A 12,244-nucleotide genomic window follows, 5' to 3' on the forward strand; every position below is an offset into this window, starting at 1 on the left:
TTCCTTGGGAGAGGCTTGGCAGGACGGTGGGGCGCGCCAGCTTCACACGCTTCACACTGTCCAGAGAGAAAAACGGGGAACCGCGAACTTTCATCCGTCGATCCGCGAAAAATCGGCGACCTGATGCACCGCGGCGCGGAAGCGCGCGAGCAAAGCGAGGCGCGCGGCGCGTTTGTCTTCGTTCCTATCGTTCACCGTCACCTCCTCGAAAAAGCGGTCGATCGGTTCGCGCAGGCTGGCCAGCGCGGCCATCGCCCCGGCAAAATCCTCCGCCGCGATGGCGGACGCGGCGCGGGTTTCGGCAAGGCCGAGCGAATCGATCAGTGCCTTTTCCGCATTTTCGGGCGTGTAGGACAGCGGTTTTTCTTCTCCCCTCCCGCCCGCGGGAGGGGCCGGGGGTGGGCCTGTATCGCTATCGTCGGACGCCTCGCTACGCTCGGCCCCACCCCTGGCCCCTCCCGCAAGCGGGAGGGGGACATCGCCCTCCTTCTTCAGGATATTCGCCGCGCGCTTGTACCCGGCCAGCAAGTCCGCGCCGTCGGCCGTCTCGACAAACGCCTGCAGCGCCTTGACCCGCGCGAGCAGGCGGACGAGATCATCCTCGCCGCCCAGCGCAAACACCGCGTCGATGAGGTCATGGCGGACGCCCGCCTCGCGCTGCTGGACTTTGAGGCGATCGGCGAAGAAGTCGACAACATCTTGCAAAACCGACCAGAGTAAGACGAACGCTAATCCGTCAGACTCATCGTCAGGCTGCCCTGATAACGCCGCGCGCATTTTAGCTCGCGCATCCGCAATGGTGAATTCGGCGTGAAAGCGTCGATCCCAAGTTTGGCTAATTGCATCTACCAGACTTAAGCGAAGGCCATTAGCTTCAATCAGTTGGATAACGCCTAGTCCAGCCCTTCGTAATGCGAAGGGATCCTTTGACCCTGTTGGTATCATTTGCTGTTCGAAGAATGAGAACAGCGTATCCAGCTTGTCCGCCAGACTCACCGCCACCGTCACCGGCGCGGTGGGCACTTCGTCGCCCTGCCCGACCGGCTTGTAATGATCGCGGATCGCAGCGGCGACGCGCGGGTCCAGGCCCTCGGCGGCGGCGTAATAGCCGCCCATCACGCCCTGCAATTCGGGGAATTCGCCGACCATCTCGGTCACCAGATCGGCCTTGCACAGCTCGGCGGCCTGCTGGGCGAGATCGGCGAGCTGCGCGCGCTCCAAATCCTCCCCGGAACGGGAAGGTGGCGCGGTGCCGCCAGGCACCGTGACGGAGGGGCCGGGACGCTCCCTATACGAAATCGGTGCTTCGGCCCTTCCACCCCCGCTTCGCGGCGGTCCCCCTCCCCGTTCCGGGGAGGATTTGACGATCCCCTCTTCCACCAGCCATCTTGCCAGCCTGGCCACCCGCTCCGCCTTGTCGGCGAGCGTGCCCAGCTGCTCGTGGAACACGATGTCCTGCAGCTTCTCGGCGTGGACGGCGAGCGGCGTCTTGCGATCCAGGTCCCAGAAGAATTTCGCGTCGGACAACCGCGCGGCGAGCACCTTCTCGTTGCCGGCCACCAGCGCCGCGCCGCCGTCCCGCGCGTCGATATTGGCGGTGCAGACGAAGGCGGGGGCGAGCAAATCCTCCCCAAGCTCGCTTGGGGAGGGGGACCACGAAGTGGTGGAGGGGTCTTCGGCCTGATGGGAAGAGTTTACCCCTCCACCATGCTGCGCATGGTCCCCCTCCCCCCGCTGCGCGCGAGGAGGATTTTTGGTGACGAAATATTTCTGGTTCACGCGTGCCGTCAGCTGGATCACCTCCTGTGGCACGTCGAGATACGCCGCGTCGAAGCGGCCGAGCAGCGGCACCGGCCATTCGGTGAGCCCGGCATTCTCCACCACCAGCCCCTCGTCGGCGACCAGTTCCAGCCTGGCCTTCGCCGCCGCCTTCGCCGCGCCGTCACGGACGATCGCCTCGCGCTCGGCCTGATCGACGATCACATGGCAGGCGCGCAGCTTCGCGATATAATCGTCGGCGCCGCCGATGGTGATCGGCCCGTCATGGTGGAAGCGATGGCCCACCGTATCGAAACCCGAGGCCACATCGCCGACTTCGCACTCCACCAGCTCCTCGCCGAAAATCGCGACGATACCTTGCAGCGGGCGGACCCATTTCAGGCTCTCGGTGCTCTCCGACGCCGCGCCCCAGCGCATCGACTTGGGCCAGCTGAACGCGCGGATGATCGCCGGGATTGCCTCGGCCAGCACGTCCCTGGTCGCCCGCCCCGGCGTGTCGATCACCGCGAATAGCACTTGTCCGCCCTTCTTGTCCTCGCGCTCGACCAGCTGGTCGCGGGTCAGGCTGACGGAGCGCAGAAAGCCCTCGATCGCCTTGTCCGGCGCATCGGCACGCGGCCCCTTGCGTTCTTCAGACACTGCCTGCGTTTCATCGGCCAACCTCTTGGCGATCAACGCCAATCGGCGCGGTGTGGAATAGACGGCAATGCTGTCAGCGTTCAGCCCCGCCTCACCGATCTGCTGCCGGAACAGTTTGTCCAACTCCCGCCGCGCAGCGGCCTGCATCCGCGCCGGAATTTCTTCCGACCGCAATTCGAGCAGAAAATCGGTCACGACAAAACCCCTTCGCGTCTTCGCGTCTTCGCGTGAACCAAATCAATCTCACGCGAAGACGCGAAGACGCGAAGAAGGGACAGGCTTGCCTGCGGCGCTAGGATACTCACGCCGCCCACCCGTTGCGTTCCATATGCGCCTGGCATGCGCCTTTCGCCAGATCGCGGACGCGGCCCATATAGGCCTGGCGTTCGGCGACCGAGATGACGCCGCGCGCCTGCAGCAGGTTGAATATGTGGCTGGCCTTGACCGCCTGCTCATAGGCCGGGATCGGCAATTTGGCGGTGAGGCAATTTTCGGACTCGGCCGTGGCCTTGCGGAACAGATCGAACAGCGCCTCGGTGTTGGCATGTTCGAAATTCCACGCGCTCATCTGCTTCTCATTGTCCAGGAAGACATCGCCGTAAGTGACGCCGTTTCCGTTAAAGTCCAGATCGTAGACGCTGTCGACATTCTGGATATACATGGCCAACCGCTCCAACCCGTAGGTCAACTCGCCCGACACCGGCTTGCAGTCGTAACCGCCCATCTGCTGGAAATAGGTGAACTGCGTCACTTCCATGCCGTCGCACCAGACTTCCCAGCCCAGGCCCCAGGCGCCGAGCGTGGGGCTCTCCCAGTCATCCTCGACGAAACGGATATCGTGGAGCAGCGGATCGATGCCGATCGCAGTCAGGCTGCCCAGATAGAGCTGCTGCAGATTGTCCGGCGAAGGCTTCAGGATCACCTGATACTGGTAATAATGCTGCAGCCGGTTGGGGTTCTCGCCATAGCGACCGTCGGTCGGGCGGCGGCAGGGCTGCACGAAAGCGGCGCGCCACGGATCGGGGCCGAGCGCGCGCAGCGTGGTCGCGGTGTGAAACGTCCCCGCACCCATCTCAAGATCATAGGGCTGCAGGATCAGACAACCCCGATCGCTCCAATATTTATGAAGCGTCAGGATCATTCGCTGAAAGCACATCGGTCTTTCCGGCGGCTTTCCGGACGGTGTATCGGCGGCGGCCACTCTTGTCCTTTCGCAGGCGCGAGATGAAACGGACGCCCGCCTTGGCTGATGCCCCGGTGCCGGTCAAGCCGGGCAGCGAACCGAGGGCTCCGCCATCGCTACTGGTCAGCTGGGCATGACCTTTTGTAAGGGGTTATTGACACAGTCAGCGAATCATGACAAACAGTCAGGGATAGCTGACATTCGTCAGTCCATATATCCGAGGAGGGCGATTTGTCGTACGATCCCTATGCTCCGACCGAGAAGGAGCGTTCTTATGCGTTTTTCGTAGCCTGGATCGGGTTGGTAATCAGCCTGCTGGTTCTCGCCACGCGTTTCTTCCCGATCTGGGCCAGTGTTCAACTGTTGCTAATGCTGGCGCTGGGCTGCCTTCTGGTCGTATTCACTATGACCCGGCGGATGGACGATTATTTCAATGCGCTGCGCAATGTCGGACTTGGCTGGGGGCTGTCAGTCATCGGCTTGTGGCTGGCCGCGAGCGGACTGGTGGCCGTCTTCAACCTGAGCCACCATGGCGGTTTCATGCTGGCTTCCGACGGTCGACTGCCCAGGCAGGATTATGGACTGCCGCCTTTGCTGCACGATGCGCAGTTGCTGGCCATCCTCGCGAGCATCGGATTCTTCTCGGGCTTCCTTTTTGCGCGACTCCGCGACCGATGAAAAATCGTCTCATAGCGCTGCGCGTCGAGCGTGAATGCACGCCAGACGGATTCGAAAGGCAGGTATGATGGGCAGATTCGACTATTTAAGGCTGATGGATATCGCGAGCCTATTGTTCGTGCCGATTGCTGTCCTCGGCATCGCCGATGTGGCGGGGGTCGAATATGGCGACGACGTCGTCGATACCGCGCTTGCCGTCATGGCGCTGCTCTGGTGGTTGCTCGCGTTTCACCTGGTATCGACGGGGCCGAAGCGCGACGAATTCATCCGGTCATGTTGGCATTCCGCCGCTGGCACGACGATGAAGGCATTGCTGACATTGCCGCTTCTGAGCCTCATCATCGCCGCTTTCACGGAAGGACTGATCGCGGGATTTCGCGGCGGGCCGGACGATGGCACGACCTGGCTGGACGCGATGAGCGCGGGCGATACCATCACAGCGTTCTGGCTGCTACTATTCGCCGTTTTTCTGACGAGCTTCCAGATCGCTCGCTTCCGGGGCCCGAAGTGAAGAACCGCCTCAGAGTGCTGCGCGCCGAACGCGAATGGAGCCAGGCGCAACTTGGCGCCGAACTCGACGTCTCGCGTCAAGCGGTGAACGCGATTGAGACGGGCAAATATGATCCCTCGCTGCCGCTGGCGTTCAAGATCGGGCGGTTGTTCGGACAAAGCATAGAGGAGATTTTCGATGACGGATATGGGAGTGAAGCAAATGACGGATGAGAATGGCAGGACCGCGATAATCCGGGTGACGATCATCGTCCTGTGTTGCCTGGCAATCATTTTCCTGCTGGGCGTGGCCGGTGGCTTTATCGCCGTGCAGATTGAAAATAACGAGGGGATCGGCGCGCAAAGCGCGGCGATCCTTGCCGGGCTCGGGCTTCTCTCGGCCGGAACCATCGGCGTGCTGGCGCGGATGCTGAATACGAACACCGATGCCGAACCGCCGACCGCCAAAGAGCGGCTGAATCGCAATATGCTGATCGGCTGCGGATTGCTCGGCGGGCTCATGGGCGCCGCGCTGCAGGCATTTGGCGGACCCGATGCGATTTTCTCCAACGACTCGCTTTCACCGGTTTTTGCCGTCGCCCTTGTCCTTGTCACCGGCGGACTGCTGCCGGTCGTCAGTTGGTACTGGCATCGGCATGCAACCGACGAGCAGGAGGCCGAAGCCTATAAGCTCGGCGCGCTGGGCGGCATCTATGTTTATATGATCGGCGCGCCTTCCTGGTGGTTCCTGTGGCGCGGCGGGTTGGCTCCCAAGCCCGACGGTATTGCGATTTACTTCATCACCGTCTTCACCGTCGGCCTTGTTTGGCTGTGGCGCAAATATCGCTGATCCGCGCCACGCGAACCGGCGATGCCAGATTTTTCGAGCATCGACCGACCACCCCTCCTATCTTCCTTTCCTTCAATGGAGTAAGTTCATGACCCGTTTTCTTCGCAAGATTGTGCTGACCGGCACCTTCGGGCTCGCTACGCTCGGCCTCTCCCCCGCCGCCGCTCAGGAGGACGCCGCTCCCGTCGTGGAAGTGGCGCCCCAGGCTGCGGTCGACGCCGCCGCGACGACGATCGCTGCCGATCCGGCGCTCTGGCTGGTCGAGGACGAAGACACAAAAATCTATCTGTTCGGCACGGTGCACTTGCTGAAACCCGGCCTGCAATGGTTCGACGGGGCGGTAAAAACCGCGTTCGACAGCGCGGATACAGCGGTGTTCGAGGTGCTGCCCGGAGACGATCAGGCGGCGACCATCGCCACTTTCCAGCGGCTCGGCACGGACGTAACCGGCACCAAGCTGCGCGACCGGCTGGAGGGCGCGGACCGCACGCAATATGAGGCCGCGATGACCGCGCTAGGTATCCCCTCACCGACCTTTGACAGTTTCGAGCCATGGATGGCGACCATGAACCTGTCGCTGCTGACCTTTGCCAAGGCCGGGTTCGAACCCGATCAAGGCGTCGAGCAGGTGCTGCAGGCCAAGGCTAAAGTCGCCGACAAGTCGATGATCGGGCTGGAGACGATCGAAGAGCAACTGGGTTTTCTCGACACGCTGCCAATGACCAGCCAGGTGCAGTGGCTGAACGAGACCGTCGACACGCTGCCCGAAGCCGAAACGGCGCTGGATGAGATGGTGACCGACTGGGCCGGCGGCGAACCTGAAAAGCTCGCCGATCTGCTCAACGAAGGGATGAGCGATCCGGAGCTGCGCGCCGCCATGCTGACGCGGCGTAACGCGAACTGGGCGAAGTGGATCGATCGGCGCCTGGCGACGCCCGGCACCGTGTTTCTGGCGGTGGGATCAGGGCATCTGGCGGGCGAGGACAGCGTGCAGCAGCAGCTCGCGCAATATGGTGTGGAGGCGAAGCGGATCGAATAGGGTATTTTTCGGCGTGGGGAGCGGTGCGAACCCGCCCCTTTGCATTTGTTCGAAACCCAACACATCATGAACGCGCCCATGCGTTTCCTGACCGCCCTGACCGCCCTGTTCGCCGTGATCGCGCTCGCCTCCTGTGCGGGCGGCCACCCGGCCTATGATGTCGATCCGCATGCCCGCCCCGCCCTGTGGGAGATCGACGATGCCGACGGCATGCCCCATGGCTATCTGTTCGGCACCGTTCATCTGCTGCCCAAAGGCGTCGACTGGCGGAGCGACCGGCTGACCGCCGCGATGGACCGGTCCGACGCGCTGGTGATCGAGGTGCTGGGGGCCGACGATGCCCGGAAACTGGCCGGCGCGTTCAAGCATCTCGCCTTTTCCCCGGGCTTGCCGCCGGTCGCGGCGCGCCTGCCCGCCGATCTGCGCGACGAGCTGGACCGCGCGAAGGAAGGGATCGGAATGGCCGGCCTCATGCTGAACGGGATGGAAAGCTGGGCCGCTGCGCTGACGCTGGCTTCCGCGCAGCACGAGAAGCTCGGGCTCGACCGTGCGCAAGGCGTCGAAACCAGGCTGCAGGTGCGCTTTGCCGCACAGAAGAAACCGATCCGCGGGCTCGAATCGATCGACGAGCAGCTCGGCGCGTTCGACCGGCTGCCTGAGCCCGAACAGCGGCGGATGCTGAAAGACGTGGTGTCCGACACGTCCGATGTGCGCGCCGAATTCGAACGGCTGCTTCGGGCCTGGGCGAGCGGGAACGAGGACGTGCTGACCGAAGCCTCGCAGGGCGGGATGATGGACGCGCCGAACATCCGCGAGGCGGTGCTGGTCGCGCGCAACCGGATTTGGGCGGCGCGCGTCGATGCCATGTTGAAGCGCGGTGAAACACCCTTCGTCGCGGTCGGCGCGGGCCATCTGGTTGGGCCGGACAATGTGCGCGAGATGCTGGAGGCGAAGGGCTATCGGGTGAAGCGGGTGCAGTGAAGGCCTGGTGGCAACGGTGAGGATGTCCAAATATTCACCGTCATCCCGAGCGTGATCCGGGATCCAGGACGGCATAGCACTGCCGCTGGGTCCTGGATTCCGGGTCAAGCCCGGAATGACGTCGTTCCTAAAATCGGCAAAGTGCCGAGGCGTGGCCAGTTCCCCACCCTTGCCTTCCCCGCCCCCCGCGCCTATAGCGCGCCGCTTGCCGGGCATATTCATCCCTGGAGGGTGCCGGGCGCGAACCAATTGGAGATATAATAATGAGCGATCAGCTGACCCTGTCGGCCGAAGCGCGCGAACGGGCGGGCAAGGGAGCCTCCCGTGCCCTGCGCCGCGAAGGCCGCGTTCCCGCCGTCGTCTACGGCAACAAGAAAGACGCCCTGTCCATTCATGTCGGCGAGAAGGAACTGAACAAGCTCCTGATGACCGGCCATTTCATGAACAGCGTGATCGAGGTGACCACCGACGGAGCCACCGAGCGCACGCTGCCCAAGGACGTCCATTTCGATCCGGTCAGCGATCGTCCGATGCATGTGGATTTCCTGCGCCTCGACAAGAATTCGAAGATCGACGTCAATGTCCCCGTGGTGTTCGTGAACGAGGAAGCTTCCCCAGGCCTGAAGCGCGGCGGCGTGCTCAACGTCGTACGCCACGAGCTCGAACTGCTCTGCGCCTCGGACAAGATTCCCGGCGAGATCGCAATCGACGTCGCCGGCCTGGAAGTCGGCGATTCGATCCATATTTCGGCACTCCAGCTTCCCGAGGGCTCGGAAAGCGCGATCACCGACCGCGATTTTACCATCGCCACGATCGTCGCTCCGTCCGCGCTCAAGAGTTCCGACGAGGGCGAGAGCGACGACGAGGTCGCCGAGACCGAGGTCACCGAGCAGAATGCCGACACCGTCGAAGGCGAAGACGGCGAGGCAGCGGCCAAACCGTCCGAATGAGCCTGTCGGGCTTCAAATTGATGTTTGGGGCGGCAGCGATGCTCGCCGCCCCGATCGCCATGGTTCCCATGCCCGCCGCGGCGCAGACCGCCGAGCCCACGCCGCAGAGCGATTTCAGCTGCTTCGTGCTGCTCGCAGTGCGCCGCGCGGGCTATATCGCGAACGACCAGGTTCCGGCGGATCAGAAGGCGGTAATCGTGCGCAATCTGGACGTGGTCATGTCCTTCTATCAGGGACGCGTCAGCCAATATTCGACGCGCGGCGCGCTGCAATTGTTCAACAACGCCCGCACCGTCGTCTCGCAAATGACGAACGAGCAGCGCGAGGAGCAGGCCAAGGCCTGCGCGCGGCTGTACAGCGCGGTGGACGAGACTACCCAGAAGATGGGCCAGGGCGTGGATCCGGCCCCTCGTTGAGGCGTGCCGTCCGCTGAGCCGGGAGAAATATCATGCAGCTTTGGGTCGGCCTCGGCAATCCGGGCCCGCGCTACGCGCTGCATCGCCACAATATCGGCTTCATGGCACTGGACGCCGTATCCGAGCTGCACGATTTCCCCGCGCCTTCGAAAAAGTTCGCCGGCTGGCTGGTGGAGGGGCGGTTCGGATCGGAAAAAATCCTGCTGCTGAAGCCCGCCACGTTCATGAACGAGAGCGGGCAAAGCGTCGGTCAGGCGATGCGCTTCTACAATCTGGAGCCTGCGCACGTCACCGTGTTCCACGACGAGCTCGATCTCGAGGAATTCCGGCTGAAGGTAAAAACCGGCGGCGGCCATGCCGGGCATAACGGCCTGCGCTCGATCGACGCGCATATCGGCCCCGATTTTCGCCGCGTGCGCATCGGCATCGGCCACCCAGGCGTCAAGGAACGCGTCACCGGCCATGTGCTGGGCAATTTCGCCAAGGTGGAGATGGACGATCTGGCCGATATGCTGGGCGCGATCGGCGCGGAAGCCGAATGGCTCGCGCGCGGCGACGATGCGCGGTTCATGAACGAAGTGGCGCTGAGGATGCAGGCTTGATTCCCTCTCTCCTTCAGGGGAGAGGGTTAGGGAGGGGGGCGCGGCCCCCTTTCACATCATTATCAAACAACGGGTCGGCGGAGACTTCCCCTCTCCCCGGCCCTCTCCCCTAAAGGAGACAGGGAGTAAATCATGGGTTTCAAATGCGGTATCGTCGGACTGCCCAATGTCGGCAAGTCCACGCTGTTCAATGCGCTGACCGAGACGCAAGCGGCGCAGGCGGCGAACTATCCTTTCTGCACGATCGAGCCGAATGTCGGCCAGGTCGCGGTGCCGGACACGCGGCTGCAGACGATTGCGGGCATCGCGAACAGCGCCAGGATCATCGAGACGCAGCTCGCCTTCGTCGATATCGCCGGGCTGGTGCGCGGCGCCTCGACCGGCGAAGGGCTCGGCAACCAGTTCCTCGGCAATATCCGGGAAGTGGATGCCATCGTCCACGTGCTACGCTGCTTCGAGAACGACGACATCCAGCATGTCGAGAACAGGGTCGATCCGATCGCCGATGCCGAGACGGTGGAGACCGAGCTGATGCTCGCCGATCTGGAAAGCCTGGAAAAACGCGTGCCCGGCCTACAGAAAAAGGGCCAGTCGGGCGACAAGGAGGCCAAGGCCGCCGCCGCCGTGCTGACCAAGGCGCTCGATCTGCTGCGCGATGGCAAGCCCGCGCGGCTCACCGAGCCCGCCGATGACGAGGAAAAGCGGCTGTTCGCGCAGGCGCAGCTGCTGACGGCAAAACCCGTCCTCTACGTCTGCAATGTCGAGGAAGACGCCGCCGCCGAGGGCAACGCGTTCAGCGCGCGGGTGTTCGAAAAGGCAAAGGCCGAGGGCGCCGAGGCGGTGATCGTCTCGGCCGCGATCGAAAGCGATCTGGTCGGCATGGACATGGCCGAAAAGCTGGAATTCCTCGCCGAGATGGGCCTCACCGAAACCGGCCTCGCGCGCATCATCCGCGCCGGCTACGAGCTTTTGAACCTGCAGACATTCTTCACCTGCGGTCCCAAGGAAGCGCGCGCCTGGACGGTGCACAAGGGCGCGCGCGCGCCCGAGGCGGCGGGCGAAATCCACAGCGATTTCCAGCGCGGCTTCATCCGCGCCGAGACCATCGCCTATGCCGATTATGTCGAATATCGAGGCGAAGCCGGCGCGCGCGAACACGGCCGCCTGCGCCAGGAGGGCAAGGACTATCTGGTGCAGGACGGCGACGTGATGCTGTTCAAGTTCAACGTCTGAAGCGAACCGCGCCGCGGTCCGATTTACGATCAGGGTTCGATCGCGAGCATCTGCACTTCGGTGCCGATATTGTAGACCGCCGTCGATCTGTCCGCCTGCGGCACGACGCGAAACTTGTTCGCGTAGATCGGAATCGCGGCCTTGGTCCAGCTCACCCCGCCATCCACGGTTTGATATCCACCGAGCGACGTGCCGACCCAGCCATGGTCCGCATCGACGAAGCCGATCCCGAGTTCGATCGCCTTGCCGTCCTCGACGAACGGCATTTCGGTCCAGCTCAGGCCACCGTCGACGGTCTTGATGACCACTTTGTGCGGATTGTCCTGATCGTAGCTCATCACCGTGCCGTAGCCGATCCGCTCGGTCGGCCAGGACATCTTCCAGATGAGTTCGCCCGGCCGGTCGGCGCGATAGACTTCGCTCCAGTGCGCGCCGCCGTCCCGCGTCATCAGGATTTGCGCGTTGGCGGTCTTCACGTCGCTGGCGCTGGAAGCGGCGACGAAGCCGGTCTGCGCGTCGAAAAAATGCACGTCCAGGATCATGCTCGTCCAGGGGCCCATGTCGATCACCGACCAGCTCCGGCCGCCATCGAGCGAACGGATCATCCCCGCCGGCCCGCCGACGCGGCCCGCCGCGCTGATGATCGTGCGCGGCTCCAGCCTGCCCTGATAGATCGACTGCGTTTTCAGCACGTCGATCGCGCATATGCCGGCGACATGCGCGCCGCCGAGATCGACCGGCGTCCAGCTCTTGCCGCCATCGTCCGTACGGTAGAGCGGCACATCGTCCGTTACGCCGGGATAATAGCCGGGGCCGATATTGCCGATGAAGCCGGTGTTCGCATCGACGAAGCCGAGCGCACGGATGAAGGTGCCGGGATGGGAGCTTATCTTCGCCCAGCTTTCGCCGCCGTCGCCGGTGGCAAACAGATCGCCTTGCCCGGTACCATACCAGCCGTGCCTCGGATCGGCGAAGCTGATATCATCGCGCTTTCCGCGAAACGCCTCGGTCGGCAAGGTCCGCCATGCGGCGGCGGCGATGGCGGCATCGGAGAATTCGGGCGCGGCGGGCGCGTCCGCCGTACCCTTCGCCGCCATATCGCCTGTAGCAGCGCATCCGCCGCAAAAGATGGCGATCGCCAGAAGCGAAATTCGAACGGCTCGATAGGGCATTCTCGTCTCCCGTTTCCTCAACTTGGCCTTAAGCTAGCACAGCGTATGATATGGGCAAACCGGCAAGGATCGCTATTTTTCATGCAAGCGACTTTCGTCCGTCACCAAGCGCTGGCATAAGAATGGTCATGCTCGCCGATCTCCGTTTTGCCGCCCCCCGCCTCGCAGCCCCCCGCCTCGCAGCCATAGTCCTGCTGTGTTTGGCCCAGGCCGCACTCGCTCAGGGAGCGGAG

General features: G+C 63.4%; 13 protein-coding genes. 10 read left to right on the top strand and 3 right to left on the bottom strand.

Annotation, left to right across the window (positions count from 1 at the left end; translation table 11 throughout):
- Window positions 1–90: 90 nt before the first annotated feature.
- Both ACOQPC_RS09275 and ACOQPC_RS09280 read right to left on the bottom strand, forming a co-directional pair.
- Window positions 91–2,613, bottom strand: a complete 2,523-nt coding sequence (locus ACOQPC_RS09275; protein WP_420605455.1) for a glycine--tRNA ligase subunit beta — start codon at window positions 2,611–2,613, stop codon at window positions 91–93.
- 106 nt (window positions 2,614–2,719) lie between these two features.
- Window positions 2,720–3,559: a glycine--tRNA ligase subunit alpha gene (locus ACOQPC_RS09280; RefSeq protein WP_420608113.1), complete on the bottom strand. Its 840-nt coding sequence runs from the start codon at window positions 3,557–3,559 to the stop codon at window positions 2,720–2,722.
- Between the two features lie 273 nt (window positions 3,560–3,832).
- Here ACOQPC_RS09280 and ACOQPC_RS09285 point away from each other — a divergent pair, with 273 nt between their 5' ends.
- The 10 genes from ACOQPC_RS09285 (at window position 3,833) to ychF (ending at window position 10,839) form a co-directional block, all read left to right on the top strand.
- Window positions 3,833–4,279 carry a hypothetical protein gene (locus ACOQPC_RS09285; protein WP_420605456.1) on the top strand — a complete coding sequence of 149 codons (447 nt, stop codon included), beginning with the start codon at window positions 3,833–3,835 and terminating at the stop codon, window positions 4,277–4,279.
- 112 nt (window positions 4,280–4,391) lie between these two features.
- Window positions 4,392–4,790 carry a hypothetical protein gene (locus ACOQPC_RS09290; RefSeq protein WP_420605457.1) on the top strand — a complete coding sequence of 133 codons (399 nt, stop codon included), beginning with the start codon at window positions 4,392–4,394 and terminating at the stop codon, window positions 4,788–4,790.
- The gene (locus ACOQPC_RS09295) at window positions 4,787–5,002 is read left to right on the top strand and encodes a helix-turn-helix transcriptional regulator (RefSeq protein ID WP_420605458.1); all 216 of its coding nucleotides are present in this window, start codon (window positions 4,787–4,789) and stop codon (window positions 5,000–5,002) included. The genes ACOQPC_RS09290 and ACOQPC_RS09295 overlap by 4 nt, the downstream gene beginning before the upstream one ends.
- A 25-nt stretch (window positions 5,003–5,027) precedes the next feature.
- A complete protein-coding gene (locus tag ACOQPC_RS09300; protein WP_420605459.1) occupies window positions 5,028–5,618 on the top strand; it encodes a hypothetical protein in 591 nt (196 codons plus the stop codon).
- An 88-nt stretch (window positions 5,619–5,706) separates the two neighbouring features.
- Entirely contained in the window at window positions 5,707–6,657 is a 951-nt protein-coding gene (locus tag ACOQPC_RS09305) for a TraB/GumN family protein (protein ID WP_420605460.1), read from the top strand.
- 78 nt (window positions 6,658–6,735) lie between these two features.
- A complete protein-coding gene (locus ACOQPC_RS09310) occupies window positions 6,736–7,638 on the top strand; it encodes a TraB/GumN family protein (RefSeq protein WP_420605461.1) in 903 nt (300 codons plus the stop codon).
- A gap of 263 nt (window positions 7,639–7,901) precedes the next feature.
- Window positions 7,902–8,588: a 50S ribosomal protein L25/general stress protein Ctc gene (locus ACOQPC_RS09315; RefSeq protein ID WP_420605462.1), complete on the top strand. Its 687-nt coding sequence runs from the start codon at window positions 7,902–7,904 to the stop codon at window positions 8,586–8,588.
- Window positions 8,589–8,626: 38 nt separating this feature from the next.
- A complete protein-coding gene (locus ACOQPC_RS09320; protein ID WP_420605463.1) occupies window positions 8,627–9,004 on the top strand; it encodes a hypothetical protein in 378 nt (125 codons plus the stop codon).
- A gap of 32 nt (window positions 9,005–9,036) precedes the next feature.
- Window positions 9,037–9,606 (top strand): aminoacyl-tRNA hydrolase, encoded by a 570-nt coding sequence (gene pth, locus ACOQPC_RS09325; protein ID WP_420605464.1) that lies wholly within the window; start codon window positions 9,037–9,039, stop codon window positions 9,604–9,606.
- 132 nt (window positions 9,607–9,738) lie between these two features.
- Window positions 9,739–10,839: a redox-regulated ATPase YchF gene (gene ychF, locus ACOQPC_RS09330; RefSeq protein WP_420605465.1), complete on the top strand. Its 1,101-nt coding sequence runs from the start codon at window positions 9,739–9,741 to the stop codon at window positions 10,837–10,839.
- Between the two features lie 29 nt (window positions 10,840–10,868).
- Here ychF and ACOQPC_RS09335 read toward each other — a convergent pair whose 3' ends face one another.
- Entirely contained in the window at window positions 10,869–12,011 is a 1,143-nt protein-coding gene (locus tag ACOQPC_RS09335; protein ID WP_420605466.1) for a WD40/YVTN/BNR-like repeat-containing protein, read from the bottom strand.
- Between the last annotated feature and the right edge of the window lie 233 nt (window positions 12,012–12,244).

Source organism: Novosphingopyxis sp. (genome assembly GCF_965218915.1).
In the GTDB taxonomy this organism is placed as follows: domain Bacteria; phylum Pseudomonadota; class Alphaproteobacteria; order Sphingomonadales; family Sphingomonadaceae; genus Novosphingopyxis.

Bases quoted from the DNA above. Each gene is read 5' to 3' on its own strand.
- ACOQPC_RS09315 (WP_420605462.1), top strand. From the start codon at position 7,902: ATGAGCGATCAGCTGACCCTGTCGGCCGAAGCGCGCGAACGGGCGGGC.
- ychF (WP_420605465.1), top strand. From the start codon at position 9,739: ATGGGTTTCAAATGCGGTATCGTCGGACTGCCCAATGTCGGCAAGTCC.
- ACOQPC_RS09335 (WP_420605466.1), bottom strand. From the start codon at position 12,011: ATGCCCTATCGAGCCGTTCGAATTTCGCTTCTGGCGATCGCCATCTTT.
- ACOQPC_RS09320 (WP_420605463.1), top strand. From the start codon at position 8,627: ATGCTCGCCGCCCCGATCGCCATGGTTCCCATGCCCGCCGCGGCGCAG.
- ACOQPC_RS09280 (WP_420608113.1), bottom strand. From the start codon at position 3,559: ATGATCCTGACGCTTCATAAATATTGGAGCGATCGGGGTTGTCTGATC.
- ACOQPC_RS09305 (WP_420605460.1), top strand. From the start codon at position 5,707: ATGACCCGTTTTCTTCGCAAGATTGTGCTGACCGGCACCTTCGGGCTC.
- ACOQPC_RS09310 (WP_420605461.1), top strand. From the start codon at position 6,736: ATGCGTTTCCTGACCGCCCTGACCGCCCTGTTCGCCGTGATCGCGCTC.
- pth (WP_420605464.1), top strand. From the start codon at position 9,037: ATGCAGCTTTGGGTCGGCCTCGGCAATCCGGGCCCGCGCTACGCGCTG.